Origin of the sequence: Paraprevotella xylaniphila YIT 11841 (assembly GCF_900683745.1) — a bacterium.
Lineage (GTDB): Bacteria > Bacteroidota > Bacteroidia > Bacteroidales > Bacteroidaceae > Paraprevotella > Paraprevotella xylaniphila.
Window position 1 is genome coordinate 1,952,850 of record NZ_LR215980.1, and the last position, 19,906, is coordinate 1,972,755.

At 49.9% G+C, this 19,906-nt stretch carries 13 protein-coding genes, 2 tRNA genes and 3 rRNA genes; 3 read left to right on the forward strand and 15 right to left on the reverse strand.

From position 1 onward, the window contains the following. The first annotated feature begins 144 nt into the window (after positions 1-144). Positions 145-1,074: a VapE domain-containing protein gene (locus E0E47_RS08300; RefSeq protein ID WP_232038522.1), complete on the forward strand. Its 930-nt coding sequence runs from the start codon at positions 145-147 to the stop codon at positions 1,072-1,074. A 63-nt stretch (positions 1,075-1,137) separates the two neighbouring features. Here E0E47_RS08300 and tpx read toward each other — a convergent pair whose 3' ends face one another. The 14 genes from tpx to E0E47_RS08370 form a co-directional block, all read right to left on the reverse strand. Continuing rightward, positions 1,138-1,647, reverse strand: a complete 510-nt coding sequence (tpx, locus tag E0E47_RS08305; protein ID WP_130893430.1) for a thiol peroxidase — start codon at positions 1,645-1,647, stop codon at positions 1,138-1,140. Positions 1,648-1,810: 163 nt separating this feature from the next. After that, a complete protein-coding gene (locus E0E47_RS08310; RefSeq protein ID WP_130893431.1) occupies positions 1,811-2,197 on the reverse strand; it encodes a nuclear transport factor 2 family protein in 387 nt (128 codons plus the stop codon). After that, the gene (gene der / locus E0E47_RS08315) at positions 2,197-3,510 is read right to left on the reverse strand and encodes a ribosome biogenesis GTPase Der (RefSeq protein WP_130893432.1); all 1,314 of its coding nucleotides are present in this window, start codon (positions 3,508-3,510) and stop codon (positions 2,197-2,199) included. The genes E0E47_RS08310 and der overlap by 1 nt, the downstream gene beginning before the upstream one ends. Before the next feature lie 33 nt (positions 3,511-3,543). Next, entirely contained in the window at positions 3,544-4,428 is an 885-nt protein-coding gene (gene era / locus E0E47_RS08320; protein WP_008628857.1) for a GTPase Era, read from the reverse strand. A 98-nt stretch (positions 4,429-4,526) separates the two neighbouring features. Further along, a complete protein-coding gene (locus tag E0E47_RS08325; protein ID WP_130893433.1) occupies positions 4,527-5,531 on the reverse strand; it encodes a beta-ketoacyl-ACP synthase III in 1,005 nt (334 codons plus the stop codon). A 73-nt stretch (positions 5,532-5,604) separates the two neighbouring features. Beyond that, the gene (rpmF, locus tag E0E47_RS08330; RefSeq protein WP_008622359.1) at positions 5,605-5,790 is read right to left on the reverse strand and encodes a 50S ribosomal protein L32; all 186 of its coding nucleotides are present in this window, start codon (positions 5,788-5,790) and stop codon (positions 5,605-5,607) included. Between the two features lie 12 nt (positions 5,791-5,802). Continuing rightward, a complete protein-coding gene (locus E0E47_RS08335) occupies positions 5,803-6,363 on the reverse strand; it encodes a YceD family protein (protein WP_008628863.1) in 561 nt (186 codons plus the stop codon). Positions 6,364-6,427: 64 nt separating this feature from the next. After that, positions 6,428-7,606, reverse strand: coding sequence for a sensor histidine kinase (locus E0E47_RS08340; protein ID WP_008628865.1), 1,179 nt, complete (start codon positions 7,604-7,606; stop codon positions 6,428-6,430). Positions 7,607-7,883: 277 nt separating this feature from the next. Continuing rightward, positions 7,884-7,995, reverse strand: a 5S ribosomal RNA gene (gene rrf, locus E0E47_RS08345). A 115-nt stretch (positions 7,996-8,110) separates the two neighbouring features. Next, a 23S ribosomal RNA gene (locus E0E47_RS08350) occupies positions 8,111-11,004 on the reverse strand. Positions 11,005-11,144: 140 nt separating this feature from the next. Further along, positions 11,145-11,218 (reverse strand) — tRNA-Ala (locus E0E47_RS08355). Positions 11,219-11,232: 14 nt separating this feature from the next. Beyond that, positions 11,233-11,306: transfer RNA gene (locus E0E47_RS08360), tRNA-Ile, on the reverse strand. 184 nt (positions 11,307-11,490) lie between these two features. Next, positions 11,491-13,019 (reverse strand): 16S ribosomal RNA (locus E0E47_RS08365). Together the 16S, 23S and 5S rRNA genes with 2 tRNA genes alongside form the textbook arrangement of a ribosomal RNA operon. A gap of 1,650 nt (positions 13,020-14,669) precedes the next feature. Further along, entirely contained in the window at positions 14,670-15,968 is a 1,299-nt protein-coding gene (locus E0E47_RS08370) for a UDP-N-acetylmuramoyl-tripeptide--D-alanyl-D-alanine ligase (RefSeq protein ID WP_130893434.1), read from the reverse strand. Between the two features lie 164 nt (positions 15,969-16,132). Here E0E47_RS08370 and folP point away from each other — a divergent pair, with 164 nt between their 5' ends. Both folP and cdaA read left to right on the forward strand, forming a co-directional pair. Continuing rightward, positions 16,133-16,984 (forward strand): dihydropteroate synthase, encoded by an 852-nt coding sequence (folP, locus tag E0E47_RS08375; RefSeq protein ID WP_008625531.1) that lies wholly within the window; start codon positions 16,133-16,135, stop codon positions 16,982-16,984. A 13-nt stretch (positions 16,985-16,997) separates the two neighbouring features. Continuing rightward, the gene (cdaA, locus tag E0E47_RS08380; RefSeq protein ID WP_008625529.1) at positions 16,998-17,771 is read left to right on the forward strand and encodes a diadenylate cyclase CdaA; all 774 of its coding nucleotides are present in this window, start codon (positions 16,998-17,000) and stop codon (positions 17,769-17,771) included. Here cdaA and E0E47_RS08385 read toward each other — a convergent pair whose 3' ends face one another. Then, on the reverse strand, positions 17,772-19,745 hold the full coding sequence (locus tag E0E47_RS08385; protein ID WP_087944067.1) for a GNAT family N-acetyltransferase: 1,974 nt from the start codon (positions 19,743-19,745) through the stop codon (positions 17,772-17,774). Positions 19,746-19,906: the final 161 nt, after the last annotated feature.

Here is a 19,906-nt window from a genome sequence, read left to right on the forward strand (position 1 = left end):
GTGCTCACCGGAGCCACGGAATTCCGCTGCCTGCCTGATAAGGAAAACGGCACCTTCCGGCCCGTCACGGAACGGGACCTGAACGCCGTCTGCCTCGAAGCGCACCGACACGGCATCGACTGTTGGGACCGCGACGTGGCACGCATGGTGCACTCCGCAGACGTACCGGAATACCATCCCTTCCGGCAGTATTTCCAACGGCTACCGGCATGGGACGGGCGCGACCGGCTGCACAACCTGGCCGCCCGCGTGTCGGACAGTCCCCTGTGGATACAGGCCTTCCACCGGTGGATGCTCGGGTTGGCCGCACAATGGGCCGGCCTTTCCGACGGGCTGCACGCACACAGCACCGCGCCCCTGCTCGTCAGCGACGAACAGGGACTCGGGAAGTCCACCTTCTGCCGCGCCCTGCTGCCACCAGAGTTGCAGGCCTACTATACCGACAGCGTCGACCTCGCGCGTCCCGACAAGGTGGAACGGCAGCTCACCGAGATGGGGCTGCTGAACCTTGACGAGTTCGACCGCATCCCCGAGAAGAAACACCCGCTCCTGAAAAACCTCATGCAGCTCTCCGCACTCAACCTGCGCAAGGCATACCAAAGGCACGGCCAAGCCCTGCCGCGCATCGCCTCCTTCATCGGCACCTCCAACTCGCGCGAACTGCTTTCCGACCCTTCGGGAAGCCGCAGGTTCATCTGTGTGCTCGTGGAACATCCTGTCGACTGCACGGGCATCGACCATGCGCAAATCTACGCCCAGCTGAAAGCGGAACTGGAAAACGGGGAACGGTACTGGTTCAGCCACGGGGAAGAGAACGCCCTGCGGTTGCACAACGCGGCTTTCTACCGCATCTGCCCGGCCGGGGAGGTGTTGCGCCGCTACTATCGTGCGGCTCAGCCGGGCGAGAAGGTACGCCCGCTTTCGCTGCCCGAAATATTCGCACGGCTGCGGAGACTTGAACCCGGGGCGATGGCAGGCGTGACGCTGCCGAAACTTGCCCAGGCCCTCGTGGCCGAAGGGGTGCAGAAAGTGCACACGCATTACGGCAACCGGTACAGAGTGGTGGAACGATAAAAAAATGGAAGATGCCCCACAAGCGACATCTTCCATATTCATTTTTGCGACTGGCAAACCGGTTTATTTCAACGCCGACAAGGCTGCGTCATAATCCGGCTCTTCCGTTATTTCCGGAACCAACTGGGCATATACCACCTTTCCGTTTTCGTCCACAACGATTACGGCCCGTGCCGCCAATCCGGCCAAGGGTCCGTCCACCATCATCAGCCCGTAATTCCCGGCAAAGTCCTTGCTGCGGAACAAAGATACGGGCTTCACGTTCTCAATGCCTTCGGTCGTACAAAAGCGTCCTTGTGCAAAAGGCAAATCCATGGATACGGCCAACACCTGCACATTCTCCAAATGAGCCGCTTTCACATTGAACTTGCGCACTGACGTGGCGCATACGGAAGTGTCCAGACTTGGAAAAATATTCAATACCACGCGCTTGCCTTTAAGACTGCCCAAAGACAATTCGCTCAAATCACCGGCCACAGCCGTAAAGTCGGGAGCCGCCTCTCCTTTTTGGGGCATCACTCCGTTGGTATGTACTGCTGTTCCTTTAAATGTCACGGTTTCAAACTGTTTCATAGTTCTCTTTTATTGTTTAGTATCCCGACGTGCAACAGGCACCTATCGGATAGCCCTAAGGCTATGTTACAAATATACGCAAAAGATTTCCATTAAAACATTTCAGTCAGTTAATTATCCCTTTTTCAGGAATCTTTAACTGACTGAAACTATTTCATACTGATTACTGCATCTTCCATTCCTCTCCGCATCGGACCATCGGCAAAGCGATTTCTTCACGCGTACTGTCTCTGAACAGCACTTCCAGAAAAACGCTAGCGACATCTCCAGAAACCGTATCTCCTAATGCCCGGACGGAAGCCAACCCGCCCCTACGTTCCTTCTCACGGGCGGCATACTGAGCCACAAGATCGACCATCTGGCTGCGATAGGAGTCCGTCATGCTGTCGCTATAAGCGATAGAGCGGACATAATCTTCATATTTTCCCTCTATCAAATAATTGTAATAGGTCTCGGCCGCCCGGCTTACCTCGCTTTTATCGCTTTTACCACACGAAACCCATAGGGAAAGTCCTAAAAAGGCCATCCATAGGGGAATGATTTTCCTCATTACTTCTGCCGCATAAAGATATTAATAGGAGTACCGCTGAAGTCCCAACGTTCGCGTATCTTGTTTTCCAGGAAACGACGGTAGGGTTCTTTCACATATTGCGGCAAATTGGCATAGAACACAAAAGAGGGAATTTGCGTATCCGGCAATTGCATGCAATACTTGATCTTGATGTATTTGCCTTTGATGGAAGGGGGCGGATAAGCCTCTATCAGCGGTAGCATCTCTTCATTCAACTTTGACGTAGGAACGCGTTTCTTCCGGTTCTGGTAAACCTCCTTGGCCGTCTCAAGCACCTTGAAAATGCGTTGCTTCGTCAAAGCGGAAGCAAATATAATCGGAAAATCATCGAACGGTGCCATGCGGTTGCGGATGGCATATTCATATTCGTTCATGACTACCGTGTTTTTTTCTTCTACCAAATCCCATTTATTGACCACCACAACCAAACTTTTGTTGTTCCGTTGTATCAATTGGAATATGTTCAAGTCCTGGGCTTCTATGCCACGCTCCGCATCCAGTATCAGAATGCAGACATCGGAATTCTCAATGGCCCGGATGGAACGCATGACGGAATAATATTCCAAATCTTCCGTCACCTTGTTCTTACGGCGGATACCAGCCGTATCGACCAAATAGAAATCAAACCCGAACTTAGTGTAACGGGTATAAATGGAATCCCGGGTAGTCCCGGCGATATCGGTCACGATGTTACGTTCCTCTCCGATGAACGCATTAATCAAACTGGACTTTCCGACATTCGGACGACCCACAACGGCAAAACGGGGGATATTCTCATCTGTTTCGTCATCAATAGTTTTAGGGAATTTTGAGACAATCTGGTCCAACAATTCCCCCGTACCGCTTCCGGTTGCCGCCGAAATACAATAGGGATCGCCCAACCCCAAAGCGTAAAACTCTGCGGAACTGTATATCCATTCGTTCGTATCGGCCTTGTTGGCCACAAGGATAACCGGCTTCTTGGTACGCCGCAAGATATTGGCCACGGCTTCGTCCAGATCCGTCACACCGTTCCGGACATCCACCAAAAACAGCACCACATCGGCTTCTTCCGTCGCCAACGTCACTTGCTTGCGGATTTCTTCCTCAAATATATCATCCGAGTTCACCACCCAACCGCCGGTGTCTATCACGGAGAACTCACATCCTGTCCACTCCGACTTCCCATACTGGCGGTCGCGCGTCGTACCGGCTTCATCACTGACAATCGCATGACGTGTCTGGGTCAAACGATTAAAAAGAGTGGACTTACCCACATTCGGGCGTCCGACTATTGCCACTATATTTCCCATAATTTATCGAATTTCGGCTTCACAGCCTGATTATTAATCTAAATTATATCCAAAACTTTTCAAAGCCCGTTCCGAACTTCTCCAATCCTTATCCACCTTCACAAAAGTCTCCAGATAAATACTCTTACCGAAGAATTTCTCCAAAGACTTCCGGGCTTCTGTGGAAACTTTCTTTAATGCCACTCCCCGATGGCCTATGATGATACCCTTCTGCGACTCGCGTTCCACGTAAATAACGGCATTGATATGAATGGATTTCGCCGCTTCTTTGAACCGTTCCACTACGACTTCCACAGAATACGGAATCTCTTTATCGTAATATAACAGAATCTTTTCACGGATAATTTCAGTCACGAAAAAACGGGCCGGTTTATCGGTCCACTGGTCCTTGCCGAAATATGGAGGGGAATCCGGCAAAAGATCCTTGATGCGATTCAACACCGTATCTATGTTAAACTTGCACAAAGCTGAAATAGGTATGATTTCGGCCTTGGGCAGGACGGCATGCCAAGCTTCCACCTTAGAAGTCAGTTCCTGCTGGTTACTCACATCGATTTTATTGATAAGCACCAACACGGGAACATCCATCTTGGACACTTTCTCCAAGAAGTCTCCATTCTTATCGGGGGTCTCCACCATATCCGTCACGTACAACAGCACATCGGCGTCTTGCAAAGCTGATTCCGAGAAGTTCAACATAGACTCTTGCAACTTGTAATTGGGCTTCAAGACACCGGGGGTGTCGGAAAAACAAATCTGCATGTCTTCCGTATTCAAAATCCCCATGATACGATGGCGCGTAGTCTGTGCCTTAAAAGTTGCAATAGAAATACGCTCTCCAACCAGAAGATTCATCAATGTGGACTTGCCGACATTCGGATTACCTACGATATTTACAAAACCTGCTTTATGCGCCATAATTGTTCCGTTTTTTCTTTGAATAAAAAGAACGCATCTATAAACGGATGCGTTCTTTTTTATGATGTTTCTTTTTTTGAAGGTTTCCCTTTTATCACTTATTTACCAGCTCCGTCATAGCCCCATTTCATATAAGCGGCTCCCCATGTGAATCCGGCACCGAAAGCGGTAAAAATCAAATTGTCTCCCTTCTTCAACTGCTGTTCGTAATCCCACAAAGCCAAAGGCAAAGTAGCTGCACTTGTATTACCGTAACGTTGGATGTTAAGCATTACTTTTTCCATCGGCAACTCCAAACGGTGTGCTACAGCCTCGATAATGCGTACATTAGCCTGATGGGGAATAACCCAAGCAATATTGTCCTTGGTCAATCCGTTACGTTCGGCCACCAAGGCCGAAGCGTCGCTCATGTTAGTGACGGCAAACTTAAACACCGTACGTCCTTCCTGATGGAGATAATGCAAGCGGTGGTCTATGGTAAAATACGAAGGAGGGCAAGCGGAACCGCCCGCTTTCATGCACAAGAACGGCAACCCCTTGCCATCCGTACGCAAATAGGAGTCCTTCCAACCCAAGTCTTCCGTAGTAGGTTCAACCAATACGGCAGCAGCTCCATCTCCAAAAATCGGACAAGTCGCACGGTCTGTATAATCGACCATTGAAGACATTTTGTCTGCACCGATAACAATAATCTTCTTATAACGGCCGCTCTGAATCAAAGCGGAAGCCGTATCCATGGCGAAAAGGAATCCGCTGCAAGCTGCCTGCAAGTCGTATGCAAAAGCATTCGTCAACCCCAACTTGCCAATGACAATAGAAGCCACAGAGGGGAAATGATAATCCGGAGTAGAAGTAGAAACAATCACACAATCAATGTCTTCAGGATTTACTCCCGTTTTCTGCAGTAACTGTTTCGCTGCTTTACGGGCCATATAGCTCGTACCCAAACCTTCTTCATTTAAAATACGCCTTTCCTTTACGCCGATACGAGTCATAATCCACTCATCGTTTGTATCAACCATTCGCGACAACTCGTCGTTGTTCAAGACATATTCCGGAACGTAACCGCCGATACCGGTGATTACCGCATTTATTTTTTCCATTCTTAATTCTGCTTTCTAAAAAAAGTTGCCGGAGAACACGGATGCTCTCTGGCTATATCTTCCTCACTGACGATTAAACAGCTGCTTCTTTCACGATAGCCACCTTACCTCTGTAATAGCCACAAGTGGGGCACACAGTGTGATAAATGTGGAATGCACCGCAATTCGGGCAAACTGCCAATGTAGGCGCTACGGCCTTATCATGAGTTCTTCTCTTACGGGTTCTCGTTTTTGACTGTCTTCTTTTAGGATGTGCCATTTTCTTAAGTATTTAATTATTATCCAATATTTTTTTCAATTTATCCCAACGCGAATCTACCGGTTTGCCACTTTCTTCATCCGCGCCTTTCTCGTCCTCGGAACCATCTGGGTTCTCAGACGAAGTCACCAAATGTGCCGCCAATGCCTCCATCATTTCCACATTGCAATGTCCAGGTTCATGCACGTGTGTGAGCGGAACTTCTAGCACAATAAATTCGTAAATAATCCATGCGACATTCAATATGGCATCTTCGTATGGTAGTATCATCATATCCCCTTCGTCCGCATACTCATCCCCTAACTTTACGGTAAGCATACGTTCCGTCTCTATCTCCACGTCCATATCGTCAAGACACCGGTCGCACGGCACATGTACCGTTCCTTTAATATGAAAGGTAAAAACATAAGCTCCCCCGCTTTCTCTTATCTTCAGGTCTGCGTCTGCCTTACCCCTCTTCACTAAAGTCCCTTCCACAGCTTCAAAGAATGCATCATTCAATGCAAACTGATATTCAGCGACATCAGTCCGCATGTTCTTCAAATCAATCTTATAACTGTCAAGTACATCCATTTGGGTTGCAAATTTACAAAAAATAAGCGATGGCACACAATAGAAAGCACAAAAAACGCTCTTTTTAATACTTTTTCAACTCCACTCTAAAGGTTGTCCCCACACCGACTTCCGAACGTTTCACAAAAATTCGTCCTTTGTGATATTCTTCCACTATACGTTTGGCTAAGGATAAACCCAACCCCCAACCTCTTTTCTTGGTCGTAAAACCGGGACTAAAGACCGTCTGGAAATGATTTTTCGAAATACCTTTCCCGGTATCTGTAACTTCAACAACCACTTTCCCCGCATCTTCAAAAGCTGTTACCGTGATACATCCTTGTCCTCCCATCGCATCTATCGCATTCTTACAAAGATTCTCTATCACCCACTCGAAAAGCGGAGCACACATATAAGCCTTCAACGGATATTCCGGCAACAGGCAACGGATAGACACTTTATTGGATGTACGGCGAGAAATATAATCTATCACGTGTTCAAGCACTGTGCCCAACAATTCCTCACGGGGTTCCGGTAAAGAACCTATTTTAGAAAAACGTTCGGCTATCATTTCCAATCGTTTCACATCTTTGTCCATCTCCGGGATAAGCTCATCATGGGGATAAGTCTCTTTTAAAATCTCTACCCATGCCATTAACGAAGATATCGGGGTCCCTAACTGATGGGCTGTCTCTTTGGACAAACCCACCCAAACTTTATTCTGCTCTGCCTTTTTGGAACTCAACAAAGCAAAAATAGCCACTATGACAAAAATAAGAACTACCCCCAACTGTATATAAGGATAGGAAGACAACCGTTTCAACATAATGGAATCATCATAACAGATTTCCATAAAATCACCATCAACGCCTTGAGAAGCCCCTTCATTCAGATAAATACGAATCACCCGGCCTCCCTGCCGCATGTCTTCTGCCATTTGCTTTACTTCTCTCGTACTGTCGGCAGCATTACTTGCTTTCAATGACAAATTCCGATAGCTGTGTATTTCTCCTGATTTATACTGCACAATAACCGGAATGGTATTATTTCCATTCAAAACCTTCAAAACCAAGGTGACATCGGTGTTTTCATCCGCATTGTTCAGTGTTCGCATGGCTTCCGCCCATACTTCCATGTTTTGGTGTTCACCCAAAGCCAAATCACGTACTAAATAGTTGGATATAATGAGAGAACCCACGGCTATCACGATGGCCGTGGCTACTAACAAAAACTTAACCTGCCTTATCCGGTCATACCACTGCATAACATTTAACTTTCTATACTCCTTTCCCAAAACGTGCAATCCTCCTTTTTATTGCATCATTGTTACATCCAAATTCAATGTAACACCGTCTTTACGCCTTGAGATGGAATGGAAGCAAGTGAGGTCATTTTACAAATTCTCTCTACACAGTGGCTCCCCCCCTTTATGCCTATACAGCATATGAGCGCCGGAGGATGTGAAAGGGGAACCTCGCAACGGCCATAAAAAAACCCGTTCCCCCGCCCGGCATGGGCCGTGCGCGGGGGAACGGAATGGAAAAAGGCGGCTACCTACTCTCCCGCCTTGCGGGCAGTACCATCGGCGAGGGCGGGCTTAACTTCTCTGTTCGGGATGGGAAGAGGTGGGACACCGCCGCTATAGCCACCATGATGGATTCGAACTGCGGCACGCGCCGGGGCGCGGACCGAGTGTGGGACACAAGTCAAACAAACAAAACGAAAGGATGACGAACAGGAATGCCATGTGCGGGCAGGGATACCACGAACGGCGAAAGCTTTCGGGCTATTAGTAGTGCTCGGCTTTGGCGTCGCCGCCTTTACACCTGCACCCTATCCACGTCATCGTCTTTGACGGCCCTCTAAAAGGAAATCTAATCTTGTGGAAGGCTTCGCGCTTAGATGCTTTCAGCGCTTATCCATACCCGACGCGGATACCCGGCGGTGCGCCTGGCGGCACAACCGGCAAACCGGAGGTCGGTCCGGCACGGTCCTCTCGTACTAGTGCCCGAACCACGCAAATTTCCAACGCCCACGATAGATAGAGACCGAACTGTCTCACGACGTTCTGAACCCAGCTCGCGTGCCACTTTAATGGGCGAACAGCCCAACCCTTGGGACCTTCTCCAGCCCCAGGATGTGACGAGCCGACATCGAGGTGCCAAACCACTCCGTCGATATGAGCTCTTGGGAGGGATCAGCCTGTTATCCCCGGAGTACCTTTTATCCTTTGAGCGACGGACCTTCCATGCGGAACCGCCGGATCACTATGCTCCAGTTTCCTGCCTGTGCGGCCTGTCGGCCTCCCAGTCAAGCGCCCTTCTGCCATTACACTCTGCGGCCGGTTACCAATCGGCCTGAGGGCACCTTGAGGAGCCTCCGTTACGCTTTTGGAGGCGACCACCCCAGTCAAACTACCCGCCAAACGCGGTCCTTGTATCCAACAAGTTAGTACCCAGACGGCCAAAGGGCCGTATTTCAACGACGGCTCCAAAGGCACTGGCGTGCCTCATTCTACGCCTCCGGCCTATCCTACACATCGACGGCCCGGGTACAACGTTAAGCTGTAGTAAAGGTTCACGGGGTCTTTTCGTCCCATCGCGGGTAATCGGCATCTTCACCGATACTACAATTTCACTGGGATCACGGTTGAGACAGTGTCCGGATCATTACACCATTCGTGCAGGTCGGAACTTACCCGACAAGGAATTTCGCTACCTTAGGACCGTTATAGTTACGGCCGCCGTTTACCGGGGCTTCAATTCGGGCCTTCTACATAAGTATGAGCCCTCCTCTTAACCTTCCGGCACCGGGCAGGTGTCAGGCTGTATACGGCTTCTTTCGAATTTGCACAGCCCTGTGTTTTTGTTAAACAGTTGCCTGGACCTATTCTCTGCGCCTCGTTTACACGAGGACCCCTTGTTCCGAAGGTACGGGGTCAATTTGCCTAGTTCCTTAACCGTGAATCTCCCAAGCGCCTTAGTATGTTCTACCCGACCACGTGTGTCCGTTTACGGTACGGATGACTTGGTGCTGGAGTTTAGCGGGTTTTCTCGGGAGCATGGTTACCGGCGCTGTCGCGTTGCCCAGAAGGGCGCCGCGTACTTTCGCGCTTCGGCTCGGGAGGTGGGCTTGCCTGCCTCCCTCGTAACCTTTGCGCTTAAACCCCCTTTTCCGTCAGGGGGCGGCCGTGTCACTTCTCCGTCGCCGCGTCACACACCAAGACAGTAACGGAATATTAACCGTTTGATCCATCGCCCTCGCCCTTAGGCTTATGCTTAGGGACCGACTCACCCTGAACCGATTGGCGTTGTTCAGGAAACCTTGGTCTTTCGGCGGGAGGGGATCGCACCCTCCTTATCGTTACTTATACCTACATTTGCTTTTCCATCCGCTCCAGAGCCGCTCGCGCGGCGCCTTCGACGCAGGATGGAATGCTCCCCTACCGATATTCTCATATCCCACGGCTTCGGTAACTGGTTTCATACCCGATTATTATCCACGCCCATCCCCTCGACTAGTGAGCTGTTACGCACTCTTTGAATGAATGGCTGCTTCCAAGCCAACATCCTAGCTGTCTGGGGGGACGGACTGCGTTAGTCTAACTTAACCAGCATTTCGGGACCTTGGCCGGTGGTCTGGATTCTTCTCCTCTCGGGCACGGACCTTAGCACCCGTGCCCTTACTCCATGGATTGGCCGGCGCGCATTCGGAGTTTGTCAGGACTTGACAGGCGGTGAAGCCCTCGCATCCTATCAGTCGCTCTACCTCGCGCCGGGAACTCCACAGGCGGCACCTAAATGCCTTTCGGGGAGTACGAGCTATCTCCGAGTTTGATTGGCCTTTCACTCCTACACTCACCTCATCCAGAAGCTTTTCAACGCTTATTGGTGCGGACCTCCATCCCGTGTTACCGGGACTTCATCCTGGACAAGTGTAGATCACCCGGTTTCGCGTCTGCCACCACCGACTCCTGCGCCCTTTTAAGACTCGCTTCCGCTGCGGCTGCGGGGCTCATGCCCCTTGGCCTTGCCGGTGACGGCAACTCGTAGGTTCATTATGCAAAAGGCACGCCGTCACGCCCAATGGGCGCTCCGACCGCTTGTAGGCGCACGGTTTCAGGATCTTTTTCACTCCCCTAACAGGGGTGCTTTTCACCTTTCCCTCACGGTACTGGTTCACTATCGGTCTCTTACGAGTATTTAGCCTTGCCGGATGGGCCCGGCTGATTCACACAGGATTACACGTGTCCCGCGCTACTCAGGATTCCGCTACGCTTCGCATGGCTTCGTGTAAGGGGCTGTCACCCTCTATGGCGGAACTTTCCAGTTCCTTCCACTCGCCATCACTCTTGCGACATCGCGGTCCTACAACCCCGGCGATGCCTGGACAACGCCGGTTTGGGCTATTCCCCGGTCGCTCGCCACTACTGGGGGAATCATTATTTATTTTCTTCTCCTGCGGGTACTAAGATGTTTCAGTTCCCCGCGTTCGCCTCCCGCTCTCGCGGGATAACGTTTCTTCAAAACGTTGGGTTGCCCCATTCGGATACCCGCGGGTCAATGGCCATTTGCGCCTCACCGCGGCTTGTCGCAGCTTATCACGTCCTTCATCGCCTGTAAGAGCCTAGGCATCCGCCGTGCGCCCTTGAATACTTTCGCCTCGGCCGCCGGCCGCCTTCCACCAGGGAAGATACGGCAGGCGGGCCTGCCTGCACATGTTCGTTAAAACATACCTCGTTCGCTTTCTTTACGTTTTGTCTGTCCAACATGTCAATGATCGCATGCCCCCTCGGGGCCGGGTGGAGAATAACGGATTCGAACCGTTGACCCCCTGCTTGCAAAGCAGGTGCTCTAGCCAGCTGAGCTAATCCCCCCGAAAATACCCGCGTAGTCCCAGGCAGAGTTGAACTGCCGACCTCCACATTATCAGTGTGGCGCTCTGACCAACTGAGCTATGGGACTGGCGTGACCCTGTGACCCGGATGCGGGCGGGCGGCGGAAACGCCACCGGGCGGAAGCTGAGCCTCCTGCATCCCTCACTTATCCTTTTTTAAGCCTCACATACCAAAACAAGAAAGACAGCCGTACAAGAGGAAACTACCCGGGAGCGGACGCGGAATGGACCGTTTTGCGGGAAGGACCCCAGAAAGGAGGTGTTCCAGCCGCACCTTCCGGTACGGCTACCTTGTTACGACTTAGCCCCAATCACCGGTTTTACCCTAGGCCGACCCTCGCGGTCACGGACTTCAGGCACCCCCGGCTTTCATGGCTTGACGGGCGGTGTGTACAAGGCCCGGGAACGTATTCACCGCGCCATGGCTGATGCGCGATTACTAGCGAATCCAGCTTCGTGGAGTCGGGTTGCAGACTCCAGTCCGAACTGAGAGGGGTTTTAGGGATTGGCCAACCGTCACCGGGCAGCGGCCCTCTGTACCCCCCATTGTAACACGTGTGTCGCCCCGGACGTAAGGGCCGTGCTGATTTGACGTCATCCCCACCTTCCTCGCACCTTGCGGTGGCAGTGTCCCCAAAGTGCCCGGCATTACCCGGTGGCAACTGGGGAGGGGGGTTGCGCTCGTTATGGCACTTAAGCCGACACCTCACGGCACGAGCTGACGACAACCATGCAGCACCTTCGCAGGAGTCCCGAAGGAAAGGGCCGTCTCCGGCCCATGCACCTGCGATTCAAGCCCGGGTAAGGTTCCTCGCGTATCATCGAATTAAACCACATGTTCCTCCGCTTGTGCGGGCCCCCGTCAATTCCTTTGAGTTTCACCGTTGCCGGCGTACTCCCCAGGTGGAATGCTTAACGCTTTCGCTTGGCCGCCGACACTATGTCGCCGACAGCGGGCATTCATCGTTTACTGTGCGGACTACCAGGGTATCTAATCCTGTTTGATACCCGCACCTTCGAGCCTCAGCGTCAGTAATGCCCCGGTACAATGCCTGCGCGATCGGAGTTCCTCGTGATATCTAAGCATTTCACCGCTACACCACGAATTCCATGTACCCTGTGCATACTCAAGGCTGCCAGTTTCAACGGCGGAACGCGGTTGAGCCGCGCCATTTGACCGCTGACTTGACTGCCCGCCTACGCTCCCTTTAAACCCAATAAATCCGGATAACGCTCGCATCTTCCGTATTACCGCGGCTGCTGGCACGGAATTAGCCGATGCTTATTCATAAGGTACCTGCAAATGGCCATACATGGCCAACTTTATCCCCTTATAAAAGGAGTTTACAACCCGTAGGGCCGTCGTCCTCCACGCTACTTGGCTGGTTCAGGCTCGCGCCCATTGACCAATATTCCTCACTGCTGCCTCCCGTAGGAGTTTGGACCGTGTCTCAGTTCCAATGTGGGGGACCTTCCTCTCAGAACCCCTACCCATCGTCGCCTTGGTGGGCCGTTACCCCGCCAACAAGCTAATGGGACGCATCCCCATCCTTTACCAATTAATCTTTATTCATCAAGCCATGCGACTAAACGAATTCATCGGGTATTAAACTTCCTTTCAGAAGGCTATCCCCGGGTAAAGGGCAGGTTGGATACGCGTTACTCACCCGTGCGCCGGTCGCCATCAAACTTAGCAAGCTAAGTTCATGCTGCCCCTCGACTTGCATGTGTTAAGCCTGTAGCTAGCGTTCATCCTGAGCCAGGATCAAACTCTCCATTGTAGAATATCTTTTTGACCCGCCTTACGGCGGGGCATATCGTCTGTTCCGGACTCCCCGAACTTGTCACGCCTACCGGCGTGCCGCTCCTGGTTCCCCCTCAACTCGAATGAGGGGTATGACGGTTCGTTTCTTTTTTACCCTTGGACATTTCTCAAAGAGGAAACAACCTCCAAAAAAACATCCAAGCTCTTGTACTACTTTCTCTCTTTATGTAAGACTTTCAATGAACTCTTTCATTTACCGCCCCCGCTCCGCAACGGCCACACAAGGCCTTGCTTCCCGAAAGCGAGTGCAAAGGTACAACCTTTTACCATAACTGCCAAACGTTTTACCAACTTTTTTCCGGGCCAACCCCGGCGCAAGGACACACAAACACAACCACATGGACAAGAAACACGCTGTAAAACACGTGTTTTACAGCAGAAAGAGGCAGAGAGAAAGACACTACATTTTTTTGCTCCAGAAATGAGATTTGCATGGGTTGGGGGGATTGCAGTACCGGGAAGTGCATCCGCGTTGCCCTCCGGCACATCTTTGTGACGCACCGGCCGGGGCAGGACCGGAAGTCATTCTAAGCCGAATGATCTTTCATTGTATATTAATTAATCGTTATGCTTTTCAGCTGAAAGTAATTTTCCGTCCAAACGCGAACAGGGGAGGAACCGTGACAAAGCTTCACTGCCGCGTAAAACCTCATCCTCAGGCAGCCCTTAGCCGCCCTCCCCTCCATACAGGAAGTCTATCCGGTTCCACATTCGCATCTTTCAGACACTCTCACCATCAATCGCTTACGGTGAAGGATGCCATGTTCCAGCCTTCACCACGGATTCACCAAACATTCACCGCTGTGGGGCAGAATGGGGGCACGGAAGCCTTCTATAAGGAATGCCGTCCTTCCCGCAGACTACCCCTACACATGGAATTTATAAAAACATCCTTCAGGATGCAAGATAATCCGCTCAGGATACAGACGTTACATATTGTAGAATATTTAAGGACATAACCCACTATATGACAACAAGTTGGAATATTGCCTAAAAGATGAAGGATGTTTTTGCAAACTCCCCAGGAGGGAAATCATACGACCATGGAGAAGTACCCATTAAAATCAGACTAAACCGGATGACAGTGAAATTGCTTCTAAGTTATGTATCCAACAATGTTGAGACCATAGAAGAATATGACAGAATGGTAGGCATAGAAATACCTGATGCCCTCAAACTGAAACTGGTAAAAATTTAAATAGTTCATTTAAATATATTATAAATGAATGTGAAACCAGAGAAGTTGATATGGGAACATGAGGCAATACCACGTTTTGGTAAAGGAAAGAGAACATGTGACCGGTCGTGACATTCTCACCGTGACGTTTAAAGAAGAAAATGGTAATTTATGTGCCCAAATAGAATGGACTGATGATTTATTCGGTTTTTAACACCAATACACGAAAAGGCATATCATAACTCCCCACACCCCAAAAAGTTACATACTGCAACCACAAAGCCGAAAAGAGTCATACCAAGCTCTATTTTGAGAATGATACGACTCTTCTTTTTGCCTTTAAGGATGTTCAAGTTTCAAATCAAAAACTCATATAGACTAAAATTGAGTTTTGACACACTGTCTCTTTTCATATAAAAACATACTTCATTAAAGGTAATCCGGCAAATCGTAAAGCCTCGTACTATGACTGCCTTTAATCAATATATAATACCCTTTGGGTTTCTTGATTTCCAAAGCCTTCTTTACCTGCTCCACATTATCAAACGTACGGAAAGGATGACGCGCCGCCTTGAACTTCGGCCCTACCAACCACACATGCTCGAAACCGGATTCCACCAATAAATCGGCAATGGCCTGATGGGCTTTCCAACTGCAGTCCCCCAACTCACCCATATCCCCGAGTATAGCCATCCTGCGTTCCACTTTCATATCCCGGAAATTTTCTATGGCAGCTCTCATACTGGTAGGGTTGGCATTATAAGCATCCACCAAGAGCTTATTATCATCCGTCTCCGTGAGTTGGGAACGATTGTTTTTAGGCTCGTATGCCGCCAATGCCCGGTTAACAGCATCCACTTCTACCCCGAAAGTACGTCCTATCGTTGCTGCGGCCAACAGATTTTGCATGTTATAGGCACCTATCAATCCGGTCTGCACCTCTTGCCACTCACCTCCGGCAGGCCGCCAACGGAACTTCAGGAAGGGAGCACATTCGAGCACCTCTCCTTCCACGCTCAAAACCTCGTCACATGGGCTCCCATAACAAATTTGGTGCAAGCCCCCGGCTATGCGCTTCAAGTCTTCACTATCATGGTTGATGAAAACCGTACCATGCTTGGCACGCAAATAGTCATAAAGCTCTCCTTTCGTACACACGACCCCCTCGAAAGAACCGAACCCCTCCAAATGTGCCATGCCCACATTGGTAATCAATCCGAAATCCGGATCCACAATTTCAGCCAAAGCCTTAATCTCCCCGGGGTGGCTTGCCCCGGTTTCAATGACGGCAATAGTATGTTCCGAAGTTAGCTCCAACAAAGTCTTCGGAACCCCGATATGATTATTCAAATTTCCCTGCGTATACAACACGTTGTACTTTTGGGAAAGCACCGACGCTGTGAGTTCTTTTGTCGTGGTCTTTCCGTTGGTCCCCGTCACCTGAATTACCGGAATCTTAAATTGTTTCCGGTGATAGTGAGCCAGTTGTTGCAATGTCGCCAGTACATCTTCCACTAAAATGTAACGCTCGTCGTCCCCTACTGCGTACTCAGCTTCATCCACTATCGCGTAAACACACCCTTGCTCCAAAGCTTGGGCAGCAAAAGCATTTCCATTAAAAGAATCCCCTTTCAGTGCAAAGAACAAAGCCCCTTGCGGGCACTTGCGGCTATCGGTGGCCACCACCGGATGCTGCTTATAAATTTCATAAAGTTCTGCTATCTTCATAATTCTGTATTTTACCCCACAAATATAATGTAAATCGAGAGCAAAATATCAAACTTGCTTGAAATATTTTGCCGAGATGCCACCTATGTTATATAAATATAATCCAAGAAGCACGAAAAAACGGATTATTCTGTGTACATTTGCATGTAAATACTGCAAAAACAATGGAAGGACATATAGAACGTACCATAAGAGTCAACGGACAACTTATGAACCTTTCCACACCGAAAGTCATGGGCATCCTGAACGTCACGCCCGACTCCTTTTATGCCGGAAGCCGCAAGGAAACCACGTCCGACATCGCATACCGGGTGGAACAGATTATTACGGAGGGAGCCGACATGATTGACATTGGTGCCTATTCTTCGCGTCCCAATGCGGAACACGTCAGCACGAAGGAAGAAATGGCGCGCCTTCGAAAAGGTCTCGAAATCATCCGCGAAGTCGCCCCCGAAGCCATCGTTTCCGTCGATACATTCCGGGCAGACGTGGCCTCCATGTGTGTGGAAGAATACGGCGCAGCCCTCATCAATGACATATCGGGCGGACAAATGGACGAGCGGATGTTCGACACCGTAGCTCGTCTGAACGTCCCCTATATCATGATGCACATGCAAGGCACTCCCCAAGACATGCAGCTACATATACATTATAACCATCTCCGCATGGAAATCATGCAATACTTTGCTCTCAAGGTGCAAGAGCTGTACGCCCGAGGCGTCAAAGACATCATTATAGACCCTGGATTCGGATTCGGAAAAACTTTGGCGCACAACTACGAGCTGTTCAAGCATTTGGAAGACTTCAAGCTATTCGGACTTCCCTTATTAGTGGGCATTTCGCGCAAATCAATGATATACAAACTGCTCGACAGCAGCCCCGAAGAAGCACTGAACGGAACTACCGTATTGAACACCATCGCCTTGACCAAAGGGGCAGACATTTTGCGTGTGCATGACGTAAAAGCGTGTGTGGAAGCCGTGAGAATATTCAATCAAATGAACGAACAGAAATAAAAAAAACATTTCCATGCCATTAGAATTCGGACTGAAAGACTTTATCGACATCTTCCTTGTCGCGCTGATGCTGTTCTATTGTTACAAGGTCATGAAAGAGTCGCGTTCACTGAACGTATTCTTCGGCGTGCTGATTTTCGTCGTATTCTGGTTGTTTGTCTCCCAAATATTGGAAATGAAGCTTTTGGGGTCCATCCTCGACAAGCTGGTCAGCGTCGGTACACTGGCACTGATTATCCTGTTCCAAGAAGAAATCCGCAACTTCTTTTTCACGATTGGTACACACCGGCAAGTGGAAAGCCTCCTCAAACTCATCCGGCGCAACAAGAAAGACAATAAAAAGACAAACAAGGACGACATCATGCCCATCGTCATGGCCTGCATGAGCATGAGCAAACAAAAGGTCGGGGCATTAATCGTCATCGAACGTAACTTGCCCCTCAACGACATCATACGCTCTGGCGAACTCATCGATGCCAACATCAACCAACGGCTTATCGAGAACATCTTTTTCAAAAACAGTCCGCTGCACGACGGAGCCATGATTATCAGCAAGAAACGTATCAAAGCAGCAGGCTGCATCCTGCCGGTATCCCACAGCATGGACATTCCGAAAGAATTAGGCTTGCGCCACCGTGCCGCCAAAGGCATATCGCAGGAAACCGATGCCTTGGCCGTCATCGTTTCCGAAGAAACGGGCAATATCTCCGTAGCCTACAAAGACACATTCCATCTCCGCCTGTCCGCTGAAGAGTTGGAACGTTTTCTCACGGAAGAACGCACATAATCAGTTCATCATCAAACCCAAATAAGGACAGGCGTCTTCCAAAAGCATTTCCGGCAGCTCCCGAATATGTATGCTACGACAAACCCCGCCGCTTTCCGAACAACAAAAGGCACCGTACCCTTCTTTCCGGCATTGCCCATCGCCCCACACGTAAACTCCGTTATTCTCCGTGATATCCTCATCTCCGACCACACGTATCCGACCGGCCGTGTCCGCATGTTGCCGCGCATACAACTTCAAGACCTCATACACATGTATCACACGCAACTGCCCCCTGTTTTCCTGACGAATCATTGCGACATTCCCGGCAAAGCCGAATGCCTCCCGCACCTGCTTATACAAAATATTCTCAACGACCGCAGAAACGGAAAAACACTCCAAAACCCATAGTTTCCCTTCACGCGGGACGGCCCAAACCAGTCCGACGCAATGTCCGTCGCAACGCGCCACCACGACACAACCGTTCCCAAGGAACAAATCTGCACACACTGTATACAAGTCTGTCTCATCATGCAACACAGCATAAGGGGCACGGCGCAAAAAAACATCCAAATCAAACTGCAAATCCCCCAACACTGGTTCAATTTCATGCATAGCGGTATAAACTTCACATACCACCTTATCGGCATCGCATGATTCCTCTCGCTTCGGTAATGCCACCCCAGGACAAGTATAATAGCCAAAACGATGGTAAAAAGCAAACAAGCCCTCATCAGCCGGAATCAAAAGGCTGAACAGACACCCGTCGGCATACATTTTACGGTGAGCCTGCCCCATCAGTTCCGTCATCAGTCCCTTGCCTCGGCATTCCGGCTGCGTGCAAACCCCTGAAACATAAGCCACAGGAACAACCTCTCCTCCAAACATCATCCGGTATGGCAAACGTTGCAAAGCCGCAACCACACGCCCGTCCCTTACGAGGCAACTGTTTCTTTCAGGAGTATATTTACGGGTAAAATAAAGTTTCATAAACTCTTCCGTATCACCGAAACACAAGCTCCACAATGCACGGGTCTGCCATTTTATCAAATGCTGTTCCGGTGTCAGCCTACCCTCTTCAATCTCCGCCTTCACCGTACAAGACGACCACACACTGTATTTCACCAACAACATTTCCGGTTGATAAGACAGTTTAGCCTTTCGCAAGCCTTCCATCCCCAAGTCTTCTTCCCGGTTCACATATTTATATTGTGCCGGCAACCGTGAAACGAACTCCTTGTTGATTACCGTATAAGCCCCCTCAAACTCCACATCGGCTTTCTCCACGCACACATCAAAGGTATCACGACAAATCGGGGCCCCGTAAGTAAATGCCACGACCTGTCTCCCAACCAACAATACACCTCCCCTCAGATCCAGTTCATCCCGATGTGCCAATGCACGTTGAATGGCTTCCGACTCCGCTGCCACCGCCCTTTTCTCCGCTTCGTCCTGACGCGCCTCCACCCAACGGCGAGTCAAATCCAAACAAGCCGGAACCCATTGCTCCGCCAGTTCCTCATAACGATAATCCGGATACAAGGCTTTAAAACGATTCACATGATTACGTTTGGGCTGCAACTTCTTACCGGACAAGGTAGCCAAAGACTCGCGCAAGTAGACATAATCCGCATGGTCCCGATTGACATTCACACGGCAGTCCTCCCCCATGCACCTTTCCACCTGCGGCATCAAATCCTCACAAACGCCTAACAGTAAAAGAGGATGAGACAACCGGCACGCATCTTCTTTCAAAGCCTGCAGAATGGCACACCAATCCCCCTCGCCCACAGGCATAAGATAAGCCAAATGCCCATCTGCATAAAAACGAAACACCAGAAAACCGCCCCACTCCGCCACTTCCGTGCGATAAAGCATTCTCCAGGCATAAAGATTGGCAAAAGACAAATCACAGTTGCGGCGACCTGCGTTTTCAGTATACTTCCATACAAGCGAACGGTCTGCTAAAGACAAAGGACGAAAATCAAGGGACATAAAATATTTTTTGATACCAAAGTAACATAAAAATTATGAGAGGAACACCATTCCGGAATATAAAAAAATAAAATAGGAATCATACGGTTATTCGGTCAAAAAGCAGTAATTTTGCACAATCCTACTAATTGCAATGTAGAGTTATCAATTTAAAGATTTTA